Source organism: Mesorhizobium temperatum (assembly GCF_002284575.1).
Taxonomy (GTDB): Bacteria; Pseudomonadota; Alphaproteobacteria; order Rhizobiales; family Rhizobiaceae; genus Mesorhizobium; species Mesorhizobium temperatum.
The window spans coordinates 186,644-211,367 of record NZ_NPKJ01000041.1; the positions used below are offsets into that span (position 1 = coordinate 186,644).

Genomic DNA, 24,724 nt, shown 5'->3' on the forward strand with positions numbered 1-24,724 from the left:
AGCGGACACTATTGCGCGACCGCACCTTCCAGATGGCCGATGATCGCGGCGCGCTGGGCGGCGTTGGGAACGCCCACTGTCATCGACGTGCCCGGAACCATCTGGCGTGGCGCCGCGAGGAAGGTATCGAGGGTACCGCCGTCCCAGACGATATCCGACTCTCGCAGCGCGGCCGAATAGCGGGCGCTCTCGACGCTGCCGGCCGTGCGGCCGATGATGCCCGACAGATGCGGACCGGCTCTGTTCTGGCCGGGCTCCAGGCTGTGGCAGGCGCCGCAGCGCTGCCGGAACAGCCGCTCGCCGTCCGACTGCTGCGCGGAAGCGGCGTCCGGCAACAGCAGGCCGGCGGCGGCCAAGAGCGCAGCCAGGAACGCACGCGCTCGCGTGATGGACATCGCCGGGGATGCGGTCGCAACTCCAGCGGAAATAACATGGTCACGTGTCGTGGCTTGTGAATGGTTCATCGGATGACCTCTGCGGAGCTTAAGGGAAGGAGCTTTGCTGGTGGCCGGAAGCTTCTGGCAGGACCAGCCGCTCAGCAGCGAGGGCGGCGGCTGGGTCGGGGAAGGCGCTGGGGATGATGGGGGTGGCGACTTGTCCTTCGTTGCGACGACTTTGATCGAATCGTGGCGCGACAGCGCCGGAGTTCCGATCGCGGGACGGGTTTCGGTCAAACCGGCAAGGATTGCAGTCCGGTCGGAGGGTGCGTCTCAGGCACAGGCGCCGGGGCAAGCTGCTTGGCCATGTCGATCAGCGGCAGCCGGATGACCGCACGAAGGCCGCTGCTCCGGTTTTCCAGCACGATGTCGCCGCCGTGGTGACGGGCGATGGCGCGGGCGATTGACAGGCCGAGCCCGACGCCACCGGTCTCCCGGTTGCGCGACTGCTCCAGGCGGAAGAAGGGGGCGAACACCTGTTCCATTTCGCCTGGCGGAATGCCGGGCCCGGCGTCCTCGACCATGATGTCCAGGCTGTCGGCACGCCTGACCAGGCTCACCTTGGCCTGCTCGCCGTAGCGGACGGCATTTTCGACGAGGTTGCGGATCGCCCGACGCAGGGAGTCCGGCCGGCAGCGATACAGCACCTTTGGCCCGTCGCTGACGGTGATGTTTTGGCCCAGCTCTGCGAGATCGTCGCAGAGGCTGCCGACCAGCGCCGAAAGATCGACGGTTCGCGTCTCCTCCACCGCGGCGTCCTCGCGCGCGAAGGCGAGCGCCGCTTCCGTCATCGTCTGGATTTCCTCGATGGTCTTCAGCATCTTTTCCTGGAGATCGTGATCCTGGACGAACTCCGCGCGCAGCCGGAGCGAGGTCAGCGGCGTGCGCAGGTCATGGCTGATCGCCGCCAGCATGCGCGTGCGGTCCTCGACGAAGCGCTGCAGGCGCTCCTGCATGCGGTTGAACGCCTCGGCGGTCTGGCGGATGTCGTCCGGCCCTGATTCCGGCAGCCGCGGCACGGCCTCGCCGCGGCCAAACAGTTCGGCGGCATTGGCGAGCCGTCGCAGCGGACGTGCGATTGCCTGCGCCCCGAAAATCGCTATGGCGGACAGGATGAGTGCGGTGAGCGCCAGCGATATCGCCGATTGCGCCGTCCAGAAGGCGTTCGGCATCGCCTTGGCGTAGGCGGCATTCAGCCAGGTGCTATCCTCGAGGCGGACGGAAAGGCCCATGCCGTTTGGGGCGGCGTCCATATAGAGAAACTTGGCCGGCCGCGAGAATGGCATGCCATTGCCGGACAAATCCAGCATGCGCGGCGGCACGGAAGGGTCGGCGGCATCGACTGCGGTCGAGGCCTGCCCGTTCATATACGCGGCATACTTGCCGGCAATTCCTGGCAGCGGCTTGGCGAGTTCAGTCAAGGCTTCCCGCTGCCAGGCGAGGGGATTGCTCGGTCCATCGTCCGAGGTCCAGAAGCGCGTATAGGCCGTGCCGCTGACATTGAGGATGTCGGGCCGAAGCGAGGGCGGCGTCGTGTCCAGCAGAAGCGCAAGCGAAGACGTGCGGCTGACGAACTCGCCCTTGGCCGCCGCGTGCAGGGCCTGGCCGCGCTCGTCCCACGAGATCAGGAACGTGATCGCCTGCGACAGGGCGAGCGCAAGCAGCACCAGCATGAGGAAGCGGGCCGCCAGGCTGCGTCTCCACAACAGCATCATGCCTGGGCCACCTCGGCGGTGAAGCAGTAGCCGCCGCCCCAGTGCGTCTTGATCAGCATCGGATTCTTTGGGTCCGCTTCGATCTTCTTACGCAGCCGGCTCACCTGGTTGTCGACGGCCCGGTCGAAACCGTCGGCCGAGCGCCCGACGGTGAGATCGAGCAGCTGATCACGGCTGAGCACGATCCCGACATGCTCGATAAAAGCGGTGAGAAGGCGGAACTCGGCCGTGCTGAGCGCGACCGCCACGCCGTCGTGCCCGACCAGCTCGCGGCGGCCGACATTCAGCGTCCAGCGGTCGAACCGCAGCGCGTTCGACTTGAGACGACCGCGCTGCGGCGGCAGGCTGTGGACGCGCCTGAGCACGGCCTTGATCCGCGCCAGCAGTTCCCGCGGATTGAACGGCTTCGTCAGGTAGTCGTCGGCCCCGATCTCGAGGCCGACGATCCGGTCAATCTCCTCGGCCATGGCGGTAAGGAAGATGATCGGAACGTCGACCGTCCCGCGCACGTGCCGGCAGGCAGCAATGCCGTCCTCGCCAGGCATCATGACGTCGAGGACGATAAGATCGGGCAGGCTGCGGTCGAGCAGCCGCTTGAGCGCGGCCGTGCTGTCGGCGACGCTGACGCGATAACCTTGCTGGGTGAGGTATTTCCCGACGAGGTCGCGGATGTCCCTGTGGTCGTCGACGACCGCGATGTGCTGCGCCACTTCCATGCAATGCTCCAAGGCCGCCGCTGAATAGTCGGCCAGTATCGACGATATCTAGTTTGCGTCTACACGGATGATCACCTTCCGCGCCATGGCGGCAATCTCGCGCGGCATCAACAAAGCGTGAGAAGTGTAACGAAATGTATCAGAGCGCAGCGCCTGCGACAGCTTGCGATGAACTGCCGGTCGTCGGGACAAGGTTCTGCGACAGCTTCCGCCTAACTTGGCCTCGTCGCTAGCCCGGACTTCCGGTTTTTGCCGCCAGGCCATGCCGTGCGGCATCCGGACGGCGGTCCTCGCCAACCTTTGATCGAAAGGATTGCACAATGGCCAGATTGATCATCAACGGCACGCCCCGTGACATCGAGGTCGATCCGGATACGCCGCTGCTGTGGGTGATCCGCGAGCAGATCGGGCTTACCGGGACGAAATACGGTTGCGGCGTTGCCGCCTGCGGCGCCTGCACCGTCCATATAGACGGCGTCGCCACGCGCTCCTGCGTACTTCCGGTGAGCGCGGTCGAGCCGGACCAGCAAATCACCACCATCGAAGGGCTTTCGCCGGACAGTTCACATCCGGTCCAGCAGGCTTGGCTGGCGCTCGATGTGCCGCAATGCGGCTACTGCCAGGCCGGCATGATCATGGCTGCGGCGGGTCTGCTCATGCAGAACCCGAACCCCGCGGACGAGGACATCAACGCCGAGATCACCAATATCTGCCGCTGCGGCACCTACAACCGGGTGCGCGCCGCGATCAAGCTGGCCGCCAAAAGCGGCGAAGCCACGCAGCGCGGTTGAGGAGAACAGTCATGAACGCCATACTTTCCATCTCCCGCCGCAGCTTCATCATCGGCGTGGCCTCCACGGCCTGCGGCCTGTCCCTCGGATTCAACGTGCCGTTCATCAAACCGGCACTTGCCGAGGGCGCCGAGACGGCGCCGGAGATCAATGCCTGGGTGGTGATCAGGCCCGACGATACGGTTGTCATCCGCATCGCCCGTTCCGAGATGGGGCAGGGGACGCTGACCGGCCTGGCGCAACTCGTCGCCGAGGAGCTGAATTGCGACTGGTCCAAGGTCACGACCGAATATCCGTCGCCGGCCCAGAACCTCGCCCGCGACCGCGTGTGGAGCAATTTCTCGACCGGGGGCAGCCGCGGTATCCGCGAGTCACACGAGTATGTGCGCATTGGTGGCGCCGTTGCGCGCGAGATGCTGATTGCCGCAGCGGCCGCCGAATGGGGCGTGCCGGCCAGCGAATGCGCCGCAAGGATGGGCATGGTCACGCATGCAGCATCCGATCGCGCCACCTTTTATGGACAGTTGGCCGCCGCCGCCGCGCGGATGACGCCGCCCGCCAACGTCACGCTGAAGGATCCGAAGGATTGGACCATAGCCGGCAAGCCGCTGCCGCGGCTCGACACGGCCGACAAGCTCAACGGCAGCCAGGTCTACGGTGTTGATCTCAAGCTGCCGAACATGCTCAACGCGGCGATCCGGGCCTGTCCGTATTTCGGCGGCAAGGTGGAGAGTTTTGACGCGGCGGCGGTCGCCGGCATGCCCGGCGTGCGCACCGTCGTTCAGGTCGACGAAACCGCGGTTGCGGTTGTCGCCGACACCTGGTGGCGGGCGAAGACCGCTCTCGATGCCCTGCCGGTCGTCTGGGACGAAGGTCCCAACAGGCAGGTCACCAGCGCCTCGATCGCGGCGATGCTCGAAGAGGGGCTCGGCGCAAATGACGCCTTCATCGGCGCCAAGCAAGGTGACGCCGGTGCTGCCCTGTCCGCCGCCGGCCGGACGGTTACGGCGACTTATGCCTTCCCCTATCAGAACCACGCGACCATGGAGCCGATGAACGCGACGGCGCTCTACACGCCGGAGCGCTGCGAGGTATGGGTGCCGACCCAGAATGGCGAGGCCAGCCTGGCTGCAGCGGCCGAGGCCGCCGGCCTGCCGGTGCAGCAATGTGAGGTGCACAAGATCCATCTCGGCGGCGGCTTCGGCCGGCGCGGCAACTTCCAGGACTATGTGCGCCAGGCGGTGAGCATTGCCAAGCAGGTGCCGGGGACGCCGGTAAAGCTTATGTGGTCGCGCGAAGAGGATATGCTGCACGGCGCCTATCACCCGACCACGCAATGCCGGCTGACGGGCGCGCTCGACGCGGACGGCAACCTGACCGCTCTGCACATGCGCATATCCGGCCAGTCGATCCTTGCCGCGGTGCGGCCGGAAGCCATGCAGAACGGTATGGACCCGGTCGTTTTCCAGGGCCTCGTCCTCGCCGGCACGGAAGGCACGCTGGGATATACGGTGGACAATCTGCTTGTCGATCATGCCATGCGCAACCCGCCGATCCCGCCAGGCTTCTGGCGCGGCGTTAACCTCAACCAGAACGCGCTCTACGTCGAGTGTTTCATGGACGAACTCGCCCATGCGGCCGGCGTCGACCCGCTCGCCTTCCGCCGCAAGCTGATGGCCAAACATCCGAAGCACCTCGCCGTGCTGGAGGCAGTTGCCGAACGGATCGGCTGGGACACCCCGCCCGCGGCCGGCGTTCACCGCGGCCTGGCGCAGATCATGGGTTTCGGCAGTTATGTGGCGGCGGCGGCGGAGGTTTCGGTCACCGACGGACAGCTAAGAATCCACCGCATCGTGGCGGCGACCGATCCGGGTCATGTCGTCAACCCCGCACAAGTGGAGCGGCAGGTCGAGGGCTCCTTCGTCTACGGCCTTTCCGCCTGCATCTACGGCGAATGCACGGTCAATGGCGGCCGCATGGAGCAGGAAAACTTCGACAGCTACGAGGTCCTGCGCATGGCCGAAATGCCGGAGGTGGAGACGATGATCCTGCCGTCCGGCGGCTTCTGGGGTGGGGTCGGCGAGCCGACCATCGCAGTCGCCGCGCCGGCCGTCCTCAATGCGATCTTCGCCGCCACCGGAAAACGCATCCGCACGCTGCCGCTGAAGAACCATGACCTCGCATGACATGAGGCGCTCGAAGAACAGGCGCGGCGGACGATCGCTCGCGCCTGTCCTGCTTGCGGCGCTCATGGCCAGCGCACCGGCATGGGCCGACGCGGCGCCCGGTGCCACGGCATGCACCGGCTGTCACGGGCCGGCGGCGCTCGGCTCGGCCATCCCTTCGCTCGACGGCCATGCGGCAGACGAGATCGTCACCCGGATGCATGCCTTCCGTTCCGGTGAGCGCAACGCGACGGTCATGGACCGCATCGCCAGGGGATTTACCGAGGAGGAGACGCGCGCCATCGCCGAATGGCTCGCCAAGCCGGAGGCGGCACGCCATGCCCAGCCGTAGAGCCCTGATCGGCGGCGTGGCGGCCAGCGTCGCCGCGGCCGTCCTTGCCGCGCCGCAGGTGCGCGCACAGACGCAGCCCCACGTGATCGTAATCGGCGGCGGCTTTGCCGGGGCAAGCTGCGCCCGCGCGCTGAAACGGCTGGATCGCGATCTTGCCGTGACGCTGATCGAGCCAGAGGCCGCCTATCTGGCCTGTCCGTTCAGCAATGCCGTACTTGCCGGGCTGCGCGGCATCGAGGCGCAGACCTTTCGCTACGACCAGTTCGGCGACATCGCGCTCATCCGCAAGCGGGCTGTCGCCGTCGATGCCGAGCGCCGGCGCGTTCGGCTGGAGGATGGAACGGACATCGGCTACGTCAGGCTGGTGCTGGCGCCCGGCATCGACCTGCGCTTCGACGCCTTGCCGGGCTACGACGAGGCGGCCGCGGCGATCATGCCGCATGCCTGGAAGGCTGGGGCGCAGACGCTGCTGCTGCGCGACCAACTCGCGGCGATGCCGGACGGTGGGGTGGTCATCCTCTCCGCGCCGCCTAATCCGTTCCGCTGCCCGCCCGGTCCCTACGAGCGGGCAAGCCTGATCGCGCATTATCTCAAGACCAGCAAGCCACGCTCCAAGCTGATCATCCTCGACGCCAAAGACGCCTTTTCGAAGCAGCGGCTGTTCGAAGCGGCCTGGCAAGAGCTCTATCCCGGCTTGATCGAATGGGTGCCGCTGTCGTCGGGGGGCAGGGTGACGGAAGTCGACCCGGCGACAAGGACGCTGGTGACCGAGTTCGGCAATCACAAGGCCGATGTCGCCAACGTGATCCCGCCGCAGCGTGCAGGCGGGATTGCGCAGTCGGCCGGCGTTGCCGACCAGACGGGCTGGTGCCCGATCGACCCGGTCACCTTCGAGTCCCGCCTGCAGCCGGCGATCCACGTCATCGGCGACGCGGTGATCGGCGGGGCGATGCCGAAATCCGCCTTCAGCGCCAACGCCCAGGCAAAGGCTTGCGCCGCGGCGGTCGCCGCCCTGGTCAGGGAGCGGCCGCCAGCGCAGCCGAAACTCATCAACACCTGCTACAGCCTGGTCGCGCCCGGCTATGGCATTTCGATCGCCGGCGTCTACCAGCCGCGTGACGGCCTGCTTGCCGAGGTGGAGGGTGCGGGCGGCGCCAGCCCGCTCGAAGCGCCGCTTTCCGTCCGCGAACTGGAAGCGGCCTATGCGGAGGACTGGTTCCGGACGATCACCAGTGAAGTGTTCGGATGATGAGGGTGGCTTTTCTGGCTCTGATGGGATTGCAGCTTGCGGCCTCGCCCGGTGCCGGCGAGGAGACGGGATCTTATGTCGTGACCGGCGATGCGATCATGCAGCCTCTGGTCGGCGGCAAGGGTGATCCGGCGCGCGGCGGCGCGCTCATCTCGGACCGGCAGCGCAGCCTCTGCACGCTCTGCCACAGCGGCCCGTTTCCCGACGCGCATCTGCACGGCACGCTGGCGCCCGACCTGACCGGCGTCGGGGCAAGACTTTCGGGAGGCCAGATCCGGCTGCGCGTGGTCGACATGAAGCGGCTCGCGCCGAACACGATCATGCCTTCCTACTATCGGGTCGCGGATGAGCAAGGCCGGCGTGTCGCCACCGCCTGGCGCAGCAAGCCGATCCTGAGCGGCGCCGATATCGAGGATATCGTCGCCTATCTCGCGTCGCTGAAGGGGTGATTATGCACGAAGACCCGCTTCGAGTTCACGGAGGTTTGGTCGGACGGCGGCAGTTTTTTCGGGTCGGGATAACCGGTCTTCTGGTGATCAGTCTGCCACACCGGGCTCTTGCCCGTCCGAGCCTCGATGAAGCGATCCGGTCCTTCACCGGGGGAGCCAACGTTCTCGACGGCCGCGTCCGGCTCGACCTGCCGCCTCTGGTCGAGAACGGCAACGCGGTCGGGATCGCAGTCGTCGCCGAGAGCCCAATGACCGAAGACGACCATGTCCGGCGCATCGCGGTCTTCAACGAGAAAAACCCGGAGGCGAATGTCGCGGTTTTCCACCTCGGGCCGCGCTCCGGCCGCGCCACCGTCTCGACACGGATCCGGCTCGCGACCTCTCAGGTGGTGGTGGCCGTTGCGGAAATGAGCGACGGCAGCTTCTGGTCGAGCCGGGCGAGCGCCATCGTCACGCTGGCCGCCTGTATCGAGGACCTCTCATAATGGCGCGCGCACTCGTCAATGTGCCCAAGGCGGCCAAGCAGGGCGAGGTCGTCGAAATCAAGGCGATGATCGCGCATCCGATGGAAACCGGCTACCGCGTCAGTCCGAACGGCTCCAACATCCCCCGCGACATCATCCGCCGTTTCGCCTGCACCTACAGCGGCGAGGAGGTGTTTTCAGCCGATCTCTTTCCGGCGGTGTCGGCCAATCCGTTCATTGCTTTTACGCTCATTGCCACGACGAGCGGCACGATCGAGTTCACCTGGACCGACGACGCCGGAACGGCGCAAACGGCGTCCGCCATGATCACGGTGAGCTGATGCATGCGCTCTGGCGGCTTGCGGCCGTCAGTGCCGCCACTATTTGCGGCATTGTCTCTGCCGCCGGCATCGAAGACGGCGAGAAGCGCTCCGGCTTCGACTTCATGACGCCGGAGACGCAGGCGCTGCAGGCCGACGACATGAGCAACCCCGGCATGCTGTGGGTGCTGCAGGGCGAGCAGCTCTGGCAACAGGCGGAGGGCAGGGCGGATGTCGCCTGCGCCGGCTGCCATGACAACGCCTCCCGGACGATGCGCGGCGTTGCCGCGCGCTACCCGGCCTTTGAAGCGGCGAGGGGACGGCCGATCGACCTTGCCGGGCGTATCAACTCCTGCCGAGCGGAGCGGCAGCAAGCCGAGGCGCTAGCGCCCGAGTCTGACGCTTTGCTCGCCCTGACGGCCTATGTGGCGCATCAGTCGCGCGGCATGCCAATCACACCGGCGACCGACCCCCGGCTCGCGCCGTTTCGCGACAATGGCCGGCGTCTGTTCCAGAGCCGCATCGGCCAGCTCGATCTCTCCTGCGCCTCCTGCCACGACGACAATTGGGGCAAACGGCTCGGCGGCAGTGTTATCCCGCAGGCGCATCCAACCGGCTATCCGCTCTACCGACTGGAGTGGCAGACGGTCGGTTCGCTGCAGCGGCGCCTGCGCAACTGTATGGTCGGGGTCAGGGCCGAGCCCTTCGCATTCGGCGCACCCGAACTCGTCGATCTGGAGCTCCATCTGACGGAGCGGGCCCGCGGCCTGCTGGTCGAGACGCCGGCCGTCCGGCCGTGATGCCGGACTGTCGCTGGTCGTTCACCTGCCGCCGACGGACAGTTGATCGCAATGCGGCGCTCGGCCGCTAGCCTGAGCTGCACACTCCCCCGCTCGTGCGTTCTGTACTTGGGGGTCTTCGATCGATCTGCACCTACTTCAGGTCTTCTGCCAATTTTGCAGGAGTGGGCCTTTGCTCCCATAGACGGGATCCTTGCGTGGACGACCTACCTTCCGGATCGTCGCCAGCGCGCCATCATGCTCCTGGGCAGTCGTGCATTCGTCATAGGTCCCAAATGGAGGATAAGCGCCGACCACTAGAAAATCGTGAGATGCCGAAAGGCATTGGTGCCCGGTGCCGGCCGGAAGAACCGCGACGTCGCCGGCCTTCAGTGACAGGGTTCGTCCCTTTTTGCCTCCAAACCGGACTTTGGCCGTCCCGGCCGCCACCCCGAGCACCTCGTGTATTCGCGAATGGTAGTGAACGTAGTCGTAGATGGCATTCCGCCAGCTATCCCCCCATCCATTGGCCTCAAAAAGCTCCTCCAAGACGGCTGCGGGATCAAATTCTTCGGGCAGCCTCACTGCGCTGCGACCACGACAAGCGGCCAAAACGGATGATTGGGGACCAGGCCATCATCCTTGAACCAAAAATCATTCGCTTTTCGCCGCCTAAAGAGATCGGTTACTCCTTGCTTGCCCGGTCTTGCGACACCGGTAACCTGCTCGACAGCTTTCTTGGTACTCTGCAGAATGCTCATGATGTAGCCTTGCATTGCTGGTTGTCAGAGGACGACTCTTCATGCCGATTCAACCGGCTGCATGCCGGTCGGTTCCGCTACCTTTTGGCCCTCGGCAATCCGGATTTGGTCTATGACCGCAGGAGATATTCGGCATGAGTAACGTGGTAACGCTGCATGGTGACAAGCGCTGGAAAGCGGTTCTTGTCTACGGCCACCAGAACGGCCCGATTACGATCGAACATTATCTTGAAGAGATATCCGAGCTTCATAACATCATCGAACACGGCCCGGACTGGAACACCCTGATTGCGTGCACGGTGACAATCAACCGCCCCGACGGTGGTGAGGAGCAGAACAGCGAGGAAAAGGAGGCACGCCGTGAACATCGGTGAGATCCGCGGGAAGCTATATTGAGTGCTGCCCACGTAAGCAGCACTCAAGCCATTTGAAATCCGGTATCGATTCCTACGGATGTAACCGTCAGACCTGAGGCCCCGAGCAAGTGCATAATGTGCTTGCAAATCCGTAGCGAGGGCCAGCAAACGAGGCGCGCGTGACTGCTGGGCGTTCTCGCCTCATGATGAAAAACAAGGCCTTATCAGATCTTTGAGACGGGTCATCTTTTGGTGCTGATTCACGACAAATCATTCATGGGAATCTCATGAACTTCGATGACCTCGACCTGAATTTGCTGCGGGTATTCGACGTAATGATGCGGGAAAGAAGCGTTACGCGTACGGCATACGAATTGGGAAGAACGCAATCTGCGATTAGCCATTCCTTATCCAGGTTGCGGCACCTTTTCCGCGACAAGCTGTTCACGCGCGATGGAGGAGTTATGAGGCCAACCCCGCGAGCGGTTGAGCTTCTGCCAGACATCTCAGCCGGATTAGCAACGATTCGAGCCTCGATTGATCGCCATCAAACTTTCGATCCCGCAACCACTCGGCGGAACTTTCGTGTCGGACTCACCGACTACCATGCGATGATAATCATACCCCGTCTTCTCCGGGAGTTTTCCAGGCAGGCGCCCGGTGCCACGTTGAATATTATTCCAGCGAACGGGCTCGATATCCCGTCCTCGGTTCACCTTCGACAGATCGACTGTGCATTGACTGGGGCAGTGATCAAGGATGACCCAAGCCTCTTAAAGATCGAACTGGGCCAAGATCGTCTCTTCTGCGCAGTTTGGAGCGGCAGCCAAATCGCAAGTTCGGCGATGTCATTGGAGACATATCTGTCAGCGTCTCACTTGCAGGTTTCCGCCGATGGTGTTTCCAGCGGACTTGCGGATGCCGCCCTCAAGGAGCTTGGTTTGCGGCGGAACGTGGTCGCGACGATATCGAATTATCTGGCACTTCCGTGGGTTTTGCGAGGCACCGAACTTGTTGCTCATTGTGGTGACGGAATCCTCCAAATCCTTGATAAAGCGAGTGAAGTGGCGCTCCTTTCGCCGCCCTTGCCGATCCCAAATGTGAGCGCGTGGTTGCTCCTACATCCGCAGATGGCTACGGACCCAGGGACGATCTGGCTCAAAGACGTTCTCTCGAACATCTACTCTGAGTCGCAGATAAACAAGAGAGAAATTGTTTCTGAGAGAGAACAGAGGAAATAAACAGGAGACGCACGTCGCGTTGCTCCAACGAAGTACGCTGATATGCAAGATATGCTTTCAGACAAGGATTAACGGCCGAGACCCTTACGAACGTAGCCATCATATGAGCAGTTCTCATACTCATCATGACGAGAATGAATTTGACCAATAATGAGGCCTGCGCAACCTTGGTGCTCCACAAGAAAATAAGGGGAACCAAGATGCAAGCAATTCTCAAGGGACTGGTCGGAGCAGCGGTAGGGCTCGTTGTATCCAACGCGTCCGCCGCGACGATCGAAGATGTCAAGAAGAACGGAGTTCTGACCTGCGGAACCAACTCAGCGACAGCCGGATTCAGCCTTCCGGACAATGAGGGCAAATGGACCGGGTTCGTGGTCGACTATTGTCGCGCTGTTGCAGCAGCGGTTCTGGGCGATGCGCAGAAGGTAAGGTTCATTCCGCTTACGCCGAAGGACCGCTTCACCGCCCTGCAGTCGGGCGAGATAGATATACTCGCACATAACGCAACCTGGACATCATCCCGCGACACATCTCTCGGAATACTTTTTGCGGGCACGTATTTCTACGATGGCCAGGGCTTCATGGTCCGCAAAGCAGAGAACATCGGTTCGGCCAAAGATTTGGATGGCGCGTCCATCTGCGTCACTCAGGGCACGACGACCGAGTTGAATCTCGCCGATTACTTTCGGTCGCATTCGATGTCATACTCGACCGTCGGGTTTGCCGATGAAGAAGCCGTCGTAAAGGCCTACGACGAAGGTCGCTGCGACGTCCTCTCTGCCGACACGTCCACCTTGAATGCGTCGCGCCAGCGCATGGCGAAGGCCGACGACAGTGTCGTGCTTCCCGAACTTATCTCCAAGGAGCCGCTTGGGCCTGCCGTGCGGCAGGGCGATGATCATTGGCTCAATGTGGCCAAATGGACGCTCCTTGTCATGGTCGCTGCCGAAGAGTTGGGAATAACCTCGCAGAACGTCGATGAAATGAAGTCGTCGGACAACCCGAACATTCGTCGGCTGCTCGGAGCAGAGGGCAGCCTCGGAAAGGATCTCGGGCTTGGCGATACCTGGTCCGTGGACGTTATCAAGCAGGTCGGCAACTATGGCGAAGTGTTCGATCGCAATATCGGGAAGGCCTCGCCGCTCAAGATGGAGCGCGGCCTGAACGCTCTTTGGAATCAGGGCGGTCTCCAGTACGCCCCGCCGATTCGCTAGGCTGGGTCGGTCACAAGGCGCCGGCGATTGCGCCGGCGTCTTAGTTCTGCACCAACACAGGAACAGGGTCATGTCCGATGTGCTGCTCGCCGCGCCCTCGCGCAGGAGCCTGTCTCTGCACGACGCCAAGGTCCGGGGCATCATCTATCAGCTTTTGCTCGCGGTCAGCCTGCTGGCATTGGCCGTAGGCATTGCCGTTCAGACTGCGTCGAACATGAGGGCACGCGGGATCCCGTTGTCTTTCGGCTTCTGGAACGAGGCCGCCGGCTTCGACATAAATCAGACGCTGATCCCCTACGACACGCTCTCCACCTACGGCCAAGCGTTCTGGGTGGGTGTGGTCAACACCCTCTACGTGAGTTTGCTTGGAATCGTGTTGGCCACAGTCTTGGGCTTTGTCGTCGGCATTGCCCGCCTGTCACCGAACTGGATCGTTTCAAAGGTCGCGGCTTCGTACGTCGAGATCATACGCAACATCCCGTTATTGCTGCAGCTTTTGTTTTGGTACAATGCAGTCCTGAAAGCGCTGCCTGCGCCGAGGGCGTCGATCGAACTCCCCGGCGGCATCTATCTGAACAATCGCGGTCTCATCATTCCCGAAATCCAGCTCTACGAAGGAGCAGGTACCGTGGAACTTGCATTCCTGGCGGCTACCATCTTCTGCGGCGCTTTTTGGTCCTACGCCAGGCGCGCACAGAACCGCACCGGAAAGCAGCTGCCCGTGCTTTGGGTCATCCTCGCTGCCTTGATTGGACTGCCTCTGATCGTCTTCCTCCTGGTCGGCTCGCCGGTGTCGTTCGTGATGCCAGAGTTGAAAGGGTTCAATTACCGGGGTGGACACCAGCTTTATCCGGAGTTCGCCGCTCTTCTGATCGGCCTGTCCGTCTACACCGCTTCCTTTATCGCGGAAATTGTCCGCAGCGGGATCCAAGCTGTGCCGAAGGGCCAGACCGAAGCCGCCCATGCGCTCGGGCTTGCGCCGGGCAAAACGCTTCGCCTGGTCATCGTTCCGCAGGCACTGCGCATCATCATACCGCCCCTGACCAGCCAGTACCTGAATCTCACGAAGAATTCCTCACTCGCCGTGTTTATCGGCTACCCCGACCTCGTTCAGATTTTCGCGGGAACGGTGCTCAACCAAACCGGCGCCGCCGTCCAGGTGATGGCGATCACGCTGTCGGTCTATCTCGCGATTTCCCTCGTCATGTCGATGGCTATGAACACTTTCAATCAACGTTTCGCGATTGTGGAGAGGTGATGCATGAGCGACCAGTCCCTGCATCCGCCGCTCGTTAACAGCTCGCTTCTGCCCCCTATGGCACCGCCTTGTGGAATCCGGCCGAGCCCAGCGACCTGGATCAGAAAGAACCTATTCTCGACACCGTTCTCCGGCGTTCTCACGATCTGCTTCACGGTTCTCGCGGCATGGCTTTTGCATCAGTTCGTGAGTTTTGCAGTCTTGGACGCAGTCTGGGCCGGCGGACAGGAAGAATGCCGCGCGAACCCTGACGGCGCTTGTTGGCCGTTCATCGTGGAGAAATTCGACTATCTCCGGTACGGAGCCTACCCGTTGTCCGAGCGGTGGCGGGTGGACCTGACGCTGGCAATCGGCGCCGTGCTGATCGTCTGGCTGCTGTGGAAACGGGCGCCACGGCGCAACCTGGCTGCGTTGCTGTTCTTTATTGTCTATCCGGTCGTCGCCTTCGTGCTGTTGAGGGGCGTCGCGTCGCTCAATCTGCCGGTCATCGATACCGTTTTGTGGGGAGGTCTGCTCATCACGCTGCTCATGTCGGTTGTGGGCATCGTCTTCTCGCTCCCGATCGGTGTGCTTCTCGCGCTTGGCCGACGGTCGGAGCTTCCCCTCGTCAGAGCAGTGTGTGTGATCTTTATCGAGGTGGTGAGGGGTGTGCCGTTCATCACGGTGCTGTTCATGGCGAATTTCATGATGCCGCTCTTCGTACCCGACTATCTGACGCCCGATCGGCTGCTACGTCCGCTGATTGCGATAGCGCTGTTCTCGTCCGCCTACATGGCCGAGGTGGTGCGCGCAGGCCTTCAGGCGATCCCCAAGGGGCAATATGAGGCGGCAAAGGCGCTCGGCGTCAGCTACTTCACCATGATGCGTCTGATTATCCTGCCGCAGGCGCTCACTATCGTTATCCCAGGCATCGTCTCTACCTTCATCGGGCTGTTCAAGGACACGACGCTGGTAGCGATCGTCGGCATTGCGGACTTCCTGAGAGCCGTCGAAACGGCGCGAGTCGACCCGAACTGGGCTGGGCCGACGATCTCCTCGACCGGCTATCTCTTCGCCGGGCTGGTCTACTGGATCTTCTGCTTCGGAATGTCCCGGTACTCGCAGTCGATGGAGCGCGAGTTGGCGCGTGGCCACAAGAGCTAGGAAGCGGAATATGCGACAGGTAGTTTCAGCAGCGAGGCACGTGGCGGCAAGCGAGGCGGCGATGGCCATCGAGGCCCGACAGTTTCTGGCGCAAATCCTCAAATAGCGCGTCAAAAGTTCGATCAGCCGCGAGCGGCAAAAACCACACCCGGAAATCAAGCAATGGCTTGTGCAGACATATCGCAATCTACGGTTGCGGAAAGAAATGTTGGAATGATCGACTTCGACAGGATCTATGATCGCCACCAGTTTGGGTCAGTCAAATGGGCCAATCAGTGGGACGAATTCTCGCCTCGGATCGAGGGCGAAGATCTGCTTTCGCTATGGACCGCGGACATGGATTTTCGCGCGCCTGAAACCGTCATCGCGCGCCTGCGAGAAGCGGCGGACCATGGAATCTATGGCTATACCCGCCGCGACCCCCGTCACTACGAGATTGTGCAATCATGGTTCGCGCGTCGGCACGACTGGTCGCCGGCACTGGAATCCCTGCTGCCGGCGCCCGCGATCATGCCGTCGGTAGCCGCGATGCTTCGGACCTTCACGAAGCCCGGGGACGGGGTGATTGTACAGTCTCCCATCTACTCGCCCTATTTTGAAGTAATTCAGGGGAACGGAAGGAAGCTGCTGGTCAACAGGCTAAGGTTGCAAAATAACCGATACGAGCTCGACCTGGAGAACTTCGAGAAACTGGCAGCCGGCGCCAGGGCCTTCCTGTTCTGTAATCCGCACAATCCAGCTGGAAAGGCGTGGACGCGCCAGGAACTGACGGCGCTGAACGATGTCTGCGAGCGCTACGGCATCCTTGTCATATCCGATGACATCCATTGCGATATCAGATTGTCGGATCGCCCGCACATCGTCTTCTCGTCCCTCTCAGAGGACGCCGCGGAAAAGTCATTCATCTGCACGGCTCCAACGAAGACCTTCAATCTGGCCGGCGTGCCCTCCGCAACCGTGTCGGTGGCCAACAAGGAGCGGCGCGAGGCGCTTCTGGCCACCATGCAGGCATCATTCATGGTCAACGCCAACTTCTTTGGACGGCTGGCGCTAGAGGTCGCCTACAGCACCGGCGCGCCGTGGCTGGATCAACTGACGCGCTACATCGGCGGTAATGTCGATCTCGTCCTCAAGTTCGCCGAGGATCGCCTGCCGGGCATCACACCGATGCGGCCGGACGCTTCCTTCCTGGTGTGGCTGGATGCGCGCGGGCTCGATCGGAAGGTGGGAGGCGTTCAACGGTTTTTCGTCGACCGAGCCGGAGTCAATTTGTACGACGGGCGCGTCTATGGACCCGGTGGCGAAGGCTACATTCGCCTCAATGTCGGTTGCCCTCGTCCGCTGTTGCGGAGGGGGCTCGAACGTATGTCCATGGCGCTGGAGTCGTTGTGAGAGCCTTGACGCGACCGGAGCGGCCCTGATGCGAATTGCCGTCATTAATCCCAACACGACCGTCTCGATGACCGAACGCATCGTCGCCGCAGCGACTGCCGCGCGGGTCCCGAAACACGATTATAGGATCGCAGCCCGAAGGGCCCGCTGAATATACCTGTACGCCTCCTCCTCCGCGGTGGCGGACGGGCGTGGCTCTGCGGAAAAGGCTGCTGGCATGTGGCGCAAAGTATTTTTGTATCCACGTATCTATTCCTTAGCTGGACGGTGCGTCAATACCCGCCAATGACGCGGTCGTATGCCAGGATCGGGCTGGTAGTGTTGGTAGTGGCCTAAATCTTCCTTCGATATCGACATCGTGGAACCGGGTTCCCAGCGAGCAGGAATGCCGGACGTCGGCGGCCTCCAGCCCCGTGAAGTGTTGCAAATCCTTCGAGGTCTGGATGGTTTCAATATTGTCGGGCAGGTGTGGTCGGAGTCGCACCGCAGTCGGCGGTGGCAAATGCGAGTTCTTGGTCCATTGTTCGGAAGCCGGAAGCAGGGCGCTTGTCGCTGACCATCGCCTGCGTCATGGGCACTGTCAGCCCATTGCTCCCCGGCAGGGTTAATCCCACAGACGAGCTGGTTTCGATCCCGGCTCCGTGTGGAATGACGGCTTCAGTCGAAGTTCCATCACCCGCGCGTCTCCGGGAATTTGCGATCCCACGCATTCGGTGCAATTTGCATTCATGAAGATATCCGGTTCTGATCTCCACTTGTTTCGTGTCTTTGAAAGCGTGGTTCGCCATGGCGGCATATCTGCAGCACAGATGGAGCTGTCGCTCAGCCAGCCAACGATCTCCAACCATTTGACCGCGCTTGAGCAACGGCTTGGCGTGAAATTATGCGAACGGGGGCGTCGCGGTTTTTCGCTCACCGAAGAGGGGCGCCGGGCTTACGAAATAGGGACAGAAATCACCGAGATGCTGGACACCAACTCTGCTCGGCTTTCGTGCCTCAGAAGCGCCTTGGCGGGAAAGGTCGGCGTCGGTATTGTCGACTGCATGGCGACCGATCCGAGTTTCCGGATTTCTGACGCAATCGCCGAGCTTTCCAAAGGCGCACCGGAAATCGAACTAAATCTCAAGATCATGCGGCCTAACGATATTACAAAAGCAGTCGCGGAAAACGAGATAGATATCGGAATAGGCGGTTCCGACATCAAAGTTGCAAGCCTGAGATACGAGATAATCTACCGAGAAGAACATGCTGTCTTTTGCGGGTCGGCGCATCCGTTGTTTCGCCGAAAGGAAGAGGCGATTACCAGCGCGGAATGCTACGGCTACCCGTGGGTTCACAGAGGTTATTGGTACGGTATGCGACGCCGCCGTTTCGACAACCCTCCCGCTAACCGCGTGGTGTTTGATATTGAAGCGCAGCTTTTGATGGTTCTGTCGGGCGCCTACCTGGGAGTCCTTCCGGTACACTTTGCAGGCTTGTTCGAACATCAGGGGCGTCTGCGCCGACTTGCCATAGCCGATGAGGCCTATTTCGCCGACATTGAGGTCGCCACGCGCGCGGGCGAACAGGCGGCCAACGTTGCCTATGTCCGCGATACGGTCATCAAGGCACACCGGATGCATTTATAAAAATCAATGTATCGGTTCTCCAAATGATATTCTTGCCAAACCGGCAGAGGGTTAGGCTCTGGCACCGCTGGAAAAGCGCAGGGCAAAAATGCCGCCTGCTGACTTCCCGCTTAATCTGCACCAGCGACCTGGCCGACTTCCCGCGGCGAGCGTTCTGATGGTGGCTTCAGGGGTACAGAATGAGCACCGATGCTCTGTTTCTTCGCAACCTTCCCAATTTTTCGCTGGAAGCGGCAAGGCGCGTGGTTGCACGCCGTTACGGGATCGAGGGGACATACAAGCAACTGGCTTCCGAGCGCGATCTATCCTGGCGGATCGGGGGCGCCGATGGCCGGGACGTTGTCGTCAAGATATCCAATGCAAACGAGCCTGCAGGCGTCGTCGATATGCAGGTCAAGGCTCTAAACCATATCGTCGAGCGGGACCCGGCTCTTCCGGTGCCTCGCGTTATTCCCTCCCTTGAGAGCGCCTCCTTTGAATGGATCGAGGATGGGCGCGGCGTCCGGCATATGATCCGCGTGCTTACTTTCCTGTCGGGGGAAGTCATGGAGCAGGTTGAAGAAGCGTTTTCCGCCGAGACCCGTTACAATATCGGCGCGATGGTGGGGCGGCTCACTCATGCGCTCAGGGATTTCTTCCACCCCTATGCCTGCAGCAACATACATCTCTGGGACATTTCGCTCGCCTTGGACTTGCGCCCGCAGATAGAAAAGATCTCTGACACGAAGCTTCGGCAGTTGTGCGACGAAATTTTCGATCGCGCCGAGCGCTTTACCCTTCCCCAATTACTGAGGACGCGCCGGCAAATCGTGCATCAGGATTCGCATGGCGGCAACATCCTGGTCGATCCCCGCGATCGTACCTCACCGGTGGGTATCATCGACTTCGGCGATATGGGCTATAATTCCATCGTCGCGGATATTGTCACTGCCTCCGAGACATTCTCAAGACATGATCATGATCCGATTGCCTACCTTTGCGACGTGGCATCGGGCTTCGATTCAACATACCCGCTTGAAGAAAATGAGATCGATCTCGTTTTCGATGCGATGCTCCTTCGTCTCGCGATGGCCACTGTCATCGTGGAAGCCAGAGAAGCCACGGATGAATCCGGCATCCGCCACATCGAAGACGCCAGTCACTATCCCCGAATGATGACGTTGCTGAGCGGTCAGGGTCGCGCGCAGGCGGTCCGCAGGCTTCGTCAGGCATGCCGGTTTCCGGTCTATGGCGCTATAGGCAACAATGGCGAGCGCCTCGCAGATGACTATGACTTGCTCAGGCGTGAGCGCGAAGCCCACCTGGGACCGATATGGCATTTTTACAAGAAGCCGCTGCACATCATACGCGCTGACGGCGCCTGGATGTATGCCGCCGATGGCACCGCCTATCTGGATGTTTACAACAACGTCCCCCAGATTGGTCATTGCCATCCGCATGTGGCGAAAGCGATCTACCGCCAGGCCAGCGCGCTGAACACCAATACGCGCTACATGTGCGACGTGACCGTCGAGTACGCAGCGCGTCTGACTGCCGACCTGCCCGATCACCTCGACACCTGCATCTTCGTCAACTCGGGCAGCGAAGCCAACGACCTGGCGATGCAGATAGCCATTTCGCTCAGCAAACATGATGGCGGCTTGATCATCGATCAGGCCTACCATGGATGCACCGAACTCACGACGGCGCTCTCCAATGAAAGCTGGCGTCATCTTCCTGCAGAAGAGCATCCCAAACGGATTGAAGCCTTGATGGCACCGGATATGTACAGGGGGCCTTACGCCAGCGACCCGCAAGCCGCTGAAAGGTACGCAGCCGACGCCGACAGGGCGATAGCCACCTTGAGCGAAAGAGGCCACAGGCCCGCAGCATTCATGGTAGACACCGCCTTGTGCTCGAGCGGGGTTTTGCAGGCGCCTGAAAACTATTTCAATCTCGTTGCGGAAAAGGTTCGTTCGGCCGGCGGATTCGTCATTGCGGACGAAGTGCAGGCCGGTTGTGGCCGCATGGGAACCTTTTGGGGCTTCAGAGCGAACGGGCTCAAGGACGACTATGTTGACTTTATAACGATGGGCAAACCGGTTGGAAATGGCCACCCTCTCGGCGTTGTCATTCTCGGCTCGGCGCTCATGAAGCGGTTCCTTAATGGCACTTACCCGCTGTTGTTCAGCACCTTTGGCGGCAACACCGTCGCATGCGCGGCCGGTATGGCCGTGCTGGACGTCATTGAGCGAGAAAACCTAATCAAGCGGAGCGCCGCTATCGGAGATTATCTGCGGCAGGAGCTCAGGTGTTTGGCTGAACGGCACGCGATCATTGGCGACGTACGCGGACTTGGAATGATGACCGGCGTGGAATTGGTGACCGATCGTCTCACAAAGGAACCGGCTGTGACACAAACTGATCGGCTTGTTGAAGATATGCGTGCCCGAAACATCCTTATAGGGAAAGGGACGCCTAATACCCTCAAGCTACGTCCGCCACTGATCTGGTCGCGAAACGAAGTCGACATGTTCATCAGCGCTTTTGACGGCAGCTTGAGCAGGTGACCTAGTCGACCTGCCGTCTGTGACCGCAGATCGAGGCGCGGGAATGAACTTGCGTTCAGCTCAACGCGTGCCCGGCCAATCCATAAACCCACGGCCCATTGTCTTCCCGGTTCAGAAAGCGGCGGCCTTTGGACATTGTGGTCACGGTCTCGGCAATGCCGAGGCCGCTCTGCTGAAGAAACTCGGCAAACACGCCATCCCTTTCGCGCGTATCGACGCGCGTGAATCGACCTGCCAGCTTCTTCAGGTGGACGGCTGTGAGATGCACCGCGTCCTGGTCGTTTCGGGCTATTGTGGGGCCAATAACGAAGCCGCGTCCGAACTCGCGACACATGGAATAGCCAACGACCTCGCTGCCACGGCGCAGAGTTGCTATCGAGGCATCTTCTGCGAGCAACGCAAGTACCGTCGCACGATTTGTCCCAAATGCGCGCGCGTCCAGCGCGGTGATCTCGCTGAGCCTGTCGCTGGGCAGCTCACTGAGTTCGCCGTCCAGAGCTGGCAATGGCGGGAGTGTTTGTGGGGCCTCGCCCTGGCGCATGTAGACGATCGCCTCGCTCGTGAAGCCGAGCGAAACATACAGAGGATAGGCGGCATGGGTTGCGTTCAGGGCGAGATTTCGGTGTCCGCACCGCTCGAGGACCTGGTCCATGAGCCATCGACCACCTCCCTGTGCCTGGATGCGGGGCGTCGTGATCACCAAGCCAATGGTGGCAAAGTCGTCCCCGTGGGGAAACCACATCGCGCTTCCGAAAACGCGTCCAATACCATCAACAGTAACGATACCGTGGCCAGCGCGACGCAGTAGATCCCAGTCCTTGGGCCGATGCGGCCAGCGGACAGAAATCGATAGTGTATGCAGCAGATCAACGTCGACATCATTGATGTCCCGCGCGACCAGTTCGAAGGATTTCAGGCGCACTGATCTTTGCATGTCGGTTGGTCCGCTCCTTCAATCAATGCCCAAGGCACGCGGTGTTGATCCTGGCGCCTATTGCCATGTTTGCGACAGGCCTCTTTTGCCGCAGCTTTACAGGGGAAAGCCAGCAGGTTTCGCTGGTTCGAGGCGCTTTTTCGCAATCTTCCACCAAAGCACGACGCGATTCGGCAGGGAACACTGCTGCCTAGGGATAGGCTGGTCGCACCCGGGATAGTGTGCAAGCAGAGCGGACCGCCATGAACGTGGAAGAAATCCTCGCGACCCTGATCGCGTTTCCCTCTGTTGTTGGCACGCCAAACGGCGCAATCGTCGATTGGATCCGCGACTACTGTCAGGCAGCGGGAGCCGAGGTGACGGTTCTCCCTGGTCCCGAGGGCGACCGGTCCAACCTCTTCGTCACGATCGGCCCGCGCGAGGGTCGGGGCTACATCATCTCCGGACATATGGATGTCGTGCCGGCCGACGAGCCGGAATGGAGCTCGGATCCGTTCTTCCTGCGCCGCGAGGGCGGCAAGCTTTACGGCCGCGGCGCCACCGACATGAAGGGCTTTCTCGCCTGCGCATTGGCCGCGCTCCCAGGACTTGCGGCGATGAACCTGCGGCAACCAATTCATCTCGCGTTCTCCTACGACGAAGAGGCGGGGTGCCGTGGCGTGCCGCATCTCATAGCTGCGTTGCCAGGCCTATGCGAGAGGCCGCTTGGCGCGATTGTCGGCGAGCCGAGCCGGATGCAGCCGGTGCGCGCGCACAAGGGGAAGGCCGCCGCGCGGCTCGAGGTGATCGGGCGATCCGGCCATTCGTCTCGCCCCGATCTCGGACTCAATGCCGTGCACGCCATGGCCGGAGTCATCACGCACGCCGTGGCCTACAGCCAATCCCTCGCCGACGGGCCGTTCGATGATAATTTCGAGCCCCCATATTCTTCGTTGCAGGTGGGCGTCATCGCCGGTGGACAGGCGGTCAACATCATCGCTGGCCACTGCACTGCCGATATCGAGGTACGTGCCGTGCCGGGCGTTTCTCCATCCTCCCTGCTTGAGCCGGTCAAGGCCGGGCTTTTTGCCCTGCGCGACAGCGGCTTCGAGGTAATTTGGCACGAGTTGAGTACCTATCCCGCCCTTGCAGCCGCGAAGGGAAGTGAGCTAGCGGCGGTTCTGACCGAGCTGACGGGGCAGGAGCCGCTCACAGCGGTCAGTTACGGCACGGAGGCCGGGCTTTATCAGCAGGCCGGTATCGATGCGATCATTTGCGGCCCCGGCGACATCGGCCGTGCTCACCGTGCCGACGAATATATCGAGACCGGTGAACTCGCCGCTTGCCGGAAGATGATCCACGGGCTCGGCGCGCGTCTCGCGACCTGAAGGAAGGGGCGGTTTCCATGGCGTTTCTTTTCAATTCCGATGCCGCGCGTGCTGCGGTGTTCCGCGAGATCTTCGCGCGCGAGCTCCCGGAGCTGGAATTCTTCCATTCCGGCGAGGAGATGGAGCCGGAGAAGGTGCGCTATCTCATTACCTGGACGGTGCCGGACGAGATCTCGCGCTACCGCAATCTGGAAGTGCTGTTTTCCATCGGAGCGGGCGTCGACCAGTTCAAGCAGGACGTGGTGCCAAGCCATGTGAAGCTTGTGCGCATGGTCGAGGATGGCATCATACGCATGATGCAGGAATACGTCGCGCTCGGCGTGTTGGCGCTCCACCGGGAGATGCCCGCCTATCTCGAGCAGCAGAAAAGGTGCCTCTGGCAACCGATTGCCGCTCGACAGGCGGCCGAACGCCGGGTTGGCTTCCTCGGCCTTGGCATGCTGGCGCAGGCGGCTATCGAGCGCTTGAAGCCGTTTCAGTTTCCGCTTGCCGGGTGGAGCCGCAGCGGAAAGCGGATAGAGGGCGTCGCCTGTTTTCATGGCGCGGACCAACTCGCGGGCTTTCTGAATCAAACGGATATTCTCGTCTGCCTGCTGCCGCTGACGGAACAAACGCGCGGCATGCTCGATGCAAAGCTCTTCGACCTACTGCCCGCAGGGGCGCGGCTGCTGCATCTCGGCAGGGGTCCGCAACTCGACCAGGCCGCGCTGATCGACGCGCTCGACACCGGTCACGTATCTGCGGCGATGCTTGATGTAACTGATCCAGAACCGCTCCCGGAAGACCATCCTCTGTGGTCGCATCCGAAGGTGATGATAACGCCGCACATCGCCTCGGTGACGCAACCGCATACGGCGGCGCAATCCGCCGTGGACAACATCCGGCGCCACCGCGCCGGGAAGGCTCTGATCGGCCTCGTCGATCGGACGCTCGGCTACTAACCAGGAAACCTCACATGTCACTTCTGATCACTGTCGACACAAATCCCGCCTTCACGCCGAAGGAGGCATTGCCGCTGCCGGAGCGGCTCATTTCCGGCACTCCATCCTTCAAGACCTGGGCGCAGGATGCCTCGAAAGGTGAGAAGGTTCTGACCGGCGTCTGGGAGGCGACGCCCGGCGAGACGCATTCGATCAAGGGCACCACCTACGAGTTCTGCCACATCATTTCGGGTGTGATCGAAATCGAGGAGAAGGCGGGCGAGACGAAGACCTATCGCGCCGGCGACAGCTTCGTGATGAAGCCCGGTTTAGTCGGCGTCTGGCGCACGATCGAGACCGTGCGCAAGATCTACGTCTGCGTTTATGACTGAGTTCAATGCTCAAGGTCCGGCCGAATAGAGCGCGCGGCGGTTCCAGAACAATCGACTTTCCAAGTTCCGCCTGATGCGATTCGACGCCGTCGGGCGGCTCATCCTCGACGGAAAATGCGGCGCGCGGTCCAT

26 protein-coding genes are annotated in these 24,724 nt (G+C 61.7%); 20 read left to right on the plus strand and 6 right to left on the minus strand.

Going from position 1 to position 24,724, the window contains the following annotated elements:
• Positions 1–8: 8 nt before the first annotated feature.
• The 3 genes from CIT26_RS12915 to CIT26_RS12925 all read right to left on the minus strand — a co-directional run bounded on the left by CIT26_RS12915 (position 9) and on the right by CIT26_RS12925 (position 2,868).
• On the minus strand, positions 9–395 hold the full coding sequence (locus tag CIT26_RS12915; RefSeq protein ID WP_245319386.1) for a c-type cytochrome: 387 nt from the start codon (positions 393–395) through the stop codon (positions 9–11).
• Between the two features lie 275 nt (positions 396–670).
• Positions 671–2,152: an ATP-binding protein gene (locus CIT26_RS12920; protein ID WP_143747836.1), complete on the minus strand. Its 1,482-nt coding sequence runs from the start codon at positions 2,150–2,152 to the stop codon at positions 671–673.
• Positions 2,149–2,868 carry a response regulator gene (locus CIT26_RS12925; protein WP_095492934.1) on the minus strand — a complete coding sequence of 240 codons (720 nt, stop codon included), beginning with the start codon at positions 2,866–2,868 and terminating at the stop codon, positions 2,149–2,151. The genes CIT26_RS12920 and CIT26_RS12925 overlap by 4 nt, the downstream gene beginning before the upstream one ends.
• 320 nt (positions 2,869–3,188) lie before the next feature.
• On the opposite strand from CIT26_RS12925, the gene CIT26_RS12930 reads away from it, so the two are divergent.
• The 8 genes from CIT26_RS12930 to soxA are packed head-to-tail and all read left to right on the plus strand — an operon-like array spanning position 3,189 to position 9,458.
• Positions 3,189–3,659: a (2Fe-2S)-binding protein gene (locus CIT26_RS12930; protein WP_029352620.1), complete on the plus strand. Its 471-nt coding sequence runs from the start codon at positions 3,189–3,191 to the stop codon at positions 3,657–3,659.
• 11 nt (positions 3,660–3,670) lie between these two features.
• Complete coding sequence (locus CIT26_RS12935; RefSeq protein WP_095492935.1) at positions 3,671–5,845, plus strand: xanthine dehydrogenase family protein molybdopterin-binding subunit; 2,175 nt, start codon at positions 3,671–3,673, stop codon at positions 5,843–5,845.
• The gene (locus CIT26_RS12940) at positions 5,832–6,176 is read left to right on the plus strand and encodes a c-type cytochrome (RefSeq protein ID WP_245319388.1); all 345 of its coding nucleotides are present in this window, start codon (positions 5,832–5,834) and stop codon (positions 6,174–6,176) included. The genes CIT26_RS12935 and CIT26_RS12940 overlap by 14 nt, the downstream gene beginning before the upstream one ends.
• Positions 6,163–7,425: an NAD(P)/FAD-dependent oxidoreductase gene (locus CIT26_RS12945; protein ID WP_206072759.1), complete on the plus strand. Its 1,263-nt coding sequence runs from the start codon at positions 6,163–6,165 to the stop codon at positions 7,423–7,425. The genes CIT26_RS12940 and CIT26_RS12945 overlap by 14 nt, the downstream gene beginning before the upstream one ends.
• Positions 7,425–7,874: a sulfur oxidation c-type cytochrome SoxX gene (soxX, locus tag CIT26_RS12950; protein WP_095493071.1), complete on the plus strand. Its 450-nt coding sequence runs from the start codon at positions 7,425–7,427 to the stop codon at positions 7,872–7,874. Before CIT26_RS12945 ends, soxX begins: the two co-directional genes overlap by 1 nt.
• A gap of 2 nt (positions 7,875–7,876) precedes the next feature.
• The gene (locus tag CIT26_RS12955) at positions 7,877–8,359 is read left to right on the plus strand and encodes a SoxY-related AACIE arm protein (RefSeq protein WP_095492936.1); all 483 of its coding nucleotides are present in this window, start codon (positions 7,877–7,879) and stop codon (positions 8,357–8,359) included.
• Entirely contained in the window at positions 8,359–8,679 is a 321-nt protein-coding gene (soxZ, locus tag CIT26_RS12960) for a thiosulfate oxidation carrier complex protein SoxZ (protein ID WP_095492937.1), read from the plus strand. Before CIT26_RS12955 ends, soxZ begins: the two co-directional genes overlap by 1 nt.
• Positions 8,679–9,458 carry a sulfur oxidation c-type cytochrome SoxA gene (gene soxA / locus CIT26_RS12965; protein ID WP_095492938.1) on the plus strand — a complete coding sequence of 260 codons (780 nt, stop codon included), beginning with the start codon at positions 8,679–8,681 and terminating at the stop codon, positions 9,456–9,458. Before soxZ ends, soxA begins: the two co-directional genes overlap by 1 nt.
• A gap of 138 nt (positions 9,459–9,596) precedes the next feature.
• Here soxA and CIT26_RS12970 read toward each other — a convergent pair whose 3' ends face one another.
• Together CIT26_RS12970 and CIT26_RS38505 are read right to left on the minus strand one after the other, a co-directional pair.
• Positions 9,597–10,022, minus strand: a complete 426-nt coding sequence (locus CIT26_RS12970) for a cupin domain-containing protein (protein WP_342587012.1) — start codon at positions 10,020–10,022, stop codon at positions 9,597–9,599.
• The gene (locus CIT26_RS38505) at positions 10,019–10,198 is read right to left on the minus strand and encodes a hypothetical protein (RefSeq protein WP_342587013.1); all 180 of its coding nucleotides are present in this window, start codon (positions 10,196–10,198) and stop codon (positions 10,019–10,021) included. The genes CIT26_RS12970 and CIT26_RS38505 overlap by 4 nt, the downstream gene beginning before the upstream one ends.
• 134 nt (positions 10,199–10,332) lie before the next feature.
• On the opposite strand from CIT26_RS38505, the gene CIT26_RS12975 reads away from it, so the two are divergent.
• The 9 genes from CIT26_RS12975 to CIT26_RS13015 all read left to right on the plus strand — a co-directional run bounded on the left by CIT26_RS12975 (position 10,333) and on the right by CIT26_RS13015 (position 20,979).
• Positions 10,333–10,572, plus strand: coding sequence for a hypothetical protein (locus CIT26_RS12975; protein ID WP_027151810.1), 240 nt, complete (start codon positions 10,333–10,335; stop codon positions 10,570–10,572).
• Positions 10,573–10,841: 269 nt separating this feature from the next.
• Positions 10,842–11,795 carry a LysR family transcriptional regulator gene (locus CIT26_RS12980; RefSeq protein ID WP_095492939.1) on the plus strand — a complete coding sequence of 318 codons (954 nt, stop codon included), beginning with the start codon at positions 10,842–10,844 and terminating at the stop codon, positions 11,793–11,795.
• Positions 11,796–11,995: 200 nt separating this feature from the next.
• Positions 11,996–13,009: an amino acid ABC transporter substrate-binding protein gene (locus CIT26_RS12985; protein ID WP_095493072.1), complete on the plus strand. Its 1,014-nt coding sequence runs from the start codon at positions 11,996–11,998 to the stop codon at positions 13,007–13,009.
• A gap of 70 nt (positions 13,010–13,079) precedes the next feature.
• Positions 13,080–14,267, plus strand: coding sequence for an amino acid ABC transporter permease (locus CIT26_RS12990; protein ID WP_095492940.1), 1,188 nt, complete (start codon positions 13,080–13,082; stop codon positions 14,265–14,267).
• 3 nt (positions 14,268–14,270) lie between these two features.
• A complete protein-coding gene (locus CIT26_RS12995; protein ID WP_167391387.1) occupies positions 14,271–15,410 on the plus strand; it encodes an amino acid ABC transporter permease in 1,140 nt (379 codons plus the stop codon).
• Between the two features lie 213 nt (positions 15,411–15,623).
• Positions 15,624–16,802 (plus strand): MalY/PatB family protein, encoded by a 1,179-nt coding sequence (locus tag CIT26_RS13000; protein ID WP_167391388.1) that lies wholly within the window; start codon positions 15,624–15,626, stop codon positions 16,800–16,802.
• A gap of 385 nt (positions 16,803–17,187) precedes the next feature.
• A complete protein-coding gene (locus tag CIT26_RS38750; RefSeq protein ID WP_425350345.1) occupies positions 17,188–17,358 on the plus strand; it encodes a hypothetical protein in 171 nt (56 codons plus the stop codon).
• 172 nt (positions 17,359–17,530) lie between these two features.
• Positions 17,531–18,430, plus strand: coding sequence for a LysR family transcriptional regulator (locus CIT26_RS13010; RefSeq protein ID WP_095492942.1), 900 nt, complete (start codon positions 17,531–17,533; stop codon positions 18,428–18,430).
• A gap of 179 nt (positions 18,431–18,609) precedes the next feature.
• Positions 18,610–20,979, plus strand: coding sequence for an aminotransferase class III-fold pyridoxal phosphate-dependent enzyme (locus tag CIT26_RS13015; RefSeq protein ID WP_095492943.1), 2,370 nt, complete (start codon positions 18,610–18,612; stop codon positions 20,977–20,979).
• A gap of 55 nt (positions 20,980–21,034) precedes the next feature.
• Here the strand turns inward: CIT26_RS13015 and CIT26_RS13020 are convergent, their stop codons facing one another.
• Entirely contained in the window at positions 21,035–21,913 is an 879-nt protein-coding gene (locus CIT26_RS13020; protein WP_095492944.1) for a GNAT family N-acetyltransferase, read from the minus strand.
• Positions 21,914–22,155: 242 nt separating this feature from the next.
• On the opposite strand from CIT26_RS13020, the gene argE reads away from it, so the two are divergent.
• From argE to CIT26_RS13035, 3 genes are read left to right on the plus strand one after another with little or no spacing between them, the layout of a single operon-like run.
• Entirely contained in the window at positions 22,156–23,280 is a 1,125-nt protein-coding gene (gene argE / locus CIT26_RS13025) for an acetylornithine deacetylase (protein ID WP_095492945.1), read from the plus strand.
• A gap of 17 nt (positions 23,281–23,297) precedes the next feature.
• Complete coding sequence (locus tag CIT26_RS13030; RefSeq protein ID WP_095492946.1) at positions 23,298–24,221, plus strand: 2-hydroxyacid dehydrogenase; 924 nt, start codon at positions 23,298–23,300, stop codon at positions 24,219–24,221.
• 14 nt (positions 24,222–24,235) lie between these two features.
• On the plus strand, positions 24,236–24,592 hold the full coding sequence (locus CIT26_RS13035; RefSeq protein WP_095492947.1) for a cupin domain-containing protein: 357 nt from the start codon (positions 24,236–24,238) through the stop codon (positions 24,590–24,592).
• The last annotated feature ends 132 nt before the right edge of the window (positions 24,593–24,724 follow it).

Bases quoted from the DNA above. Each gene is read 5' to 3' on its own strand.
- CIT26_RS12995 (WP_167391387.1), top strand. From the start codon at position 14,271: ATGAGCGACCAGTCCCTGCATCCGCCGCTCGTTAACAGCTCGCTTCTG.
- soxZ (WP_095492937.1), top strand. From the start codon at position 8,359: ATGGCGCGCGCACTCGTCAATGTGCCCAAGGCGGCCAAGCAGGGCGAG.
- CIT26_RS12975 (WP_027151810.1), top strand. From the start codon at position 10,333: ATGAGTAACGTGGTAACGCTGCATGGTGACAAGCGCTGGAAAGCGGTT.
- CIT26_RS12990 (WP_095492940.1), top strand. From the start codon at position 13,080: ATGTCCGATGTGCTGCTCGCCGCGCCCTCGCGCAGGAGCCTGTCTCTG.
- CIT26_RS13020 (WP_095492944.1), bottom strand. From the start codon at position 21,913: ATGCAAAGATCAGTGCGCCTGAAATCCTTCGAACTGGTCGCGCGGGAC.
- CIT26_RS38750 (WP_425350345.1), top strand. From the start codon at position 17,188: ATGCCGGACGTCGGCGGCCTCCAGCCCCGTGAAGTGTTGCAAATCCTT.
- CIT26_RS12925 (WP_095492934.1), bottom strand. From the start codon at position 2,868: ATGGAAGTGGCGCAGCACATCGCGGTCGTCGACGACCACAGGGACATC.
- CIT26_RS38505 (WP_342587013.1), bottom strand. From the start codon at position 10,198: ATGAGCATTCTGCAGAGTACCAAGAAAGCTGTCGAGCAGGTTACCGGT.
- argE (WP_095492945.1), top strand. From the start codon at position 22,156: ATGAACGTGGAAGAAATCCTCGCGACCCTGATCGCGTTTCCCTCTGTT.
- CIT26_RS12980 (WP_095492939.1), top strand. From the start codon at position 10,842: ATGAACTTCGATGACCTCGACCTGAATTTGCTGCGGGTATTCGACGTA.
- CIT26_RS13000 (WP_167391388.1), top strand. From the start codon at position 15,624: ATGATCGACTTCGACAGGATCTATGATCGCCACCAGTTTGGGTCAGTC.
- CIT26_RS12920 (WP_143747836.1), bottom strand. From the start codon at position 2,152: ATGATGCTGTTGTGGAGACGCAGCCTGGCGGCCCGCTTCCTCATGCTG.
- CIT26_RS13010 (WP_095492942.1), top strand. From the start codon at position 17,531: ATGAAGATATCCGGTTCTGATCTCCACTTGTTTCGTGTCTTTGAAAGC.
- soxA (WP_095492938.1), top strand. From the start codon at position 8,679: ATGCATGCGCTCTGGCGGCTTGCGGCCGTCAGTGCCGCCACTATTTGC.
- CIT26_RS12915 (WP_245319386.1), bottom strand. From the start codon at position 395: ATGTCCATCACGCGAGCGCGTGCGTTCCTGGCTGCGCTCTTGGCCGCC.
- soxX (WP_095493071.1), top strand. From the start codon at position 7,425: ATGAGGGTGGCTTTTCTGGCTCTGATGGGATTGCAGCTTGCGGCCTCG.
- CIT26_RS12985 (WP_095493072.1), top strand. From the start codon at position 11,996: ATGCAAGCAATTCTCAAGGGACTGGTCGGAGCAGCGGTAGGGCTCGTT.
- CIT26_RS13035 (WP_095492947.1), top strand. From the start codon at position 24,236: ATGTCACTTCTGATCACTGTCGACACAAATCCCGCCTTCACGCCGAAG.
- CIT26_RS12935 (WP_095492935.1), top strand. From the start codon at position 3,671: ATGAACGCCATACTTTCCATCTCCCGCCGCAGCTTCATCATCGGCGTG.
- CIT26_RS12955 (WP_095492936.1), top strand. From the start codon at position 7,877: ATGCACGAAGACCCGCTTCGAGTTCACGGAGGTTTGGTCGGACGGCGG.
- CIT26_RS12930 (WP_029352620.1), top strand. From the start codon at position 3,189: ATGGCCAGATTGATCATCAACGGCACGCCCCGTGACATCGAGGTCGAT.
- CIT26_RS12940 (WP_245319388.1), top strand. From the start codon at position 5,832: ATGACCTCGCATGACATGAGGCGCTCGAAGAACAGGCGCGGCGGACGA.
- CIT26_RS12945 (WP_206072759.1), top strand. From the start codon at position 6,163: ATGCCCAGCCGTAGAGCCCTGATCGGCGGCGTGGCGGCCAGCGTCGCC.
- CIT26_RS13030 (WP_095492946.1), top strand. From the start codon at position 23,298: ATGGCGTTTCTTTTCAATTCCGATGCCGCGCGTGCTGCGGTGTTCCGC.
- CIT26_RS13015 (WP_095492943.1), top strand. From the start codon at position 18,610: ATGAGCACCGATGCTCTGTTTCTTCGCAACCTTCCCAATTTTTCGCTG.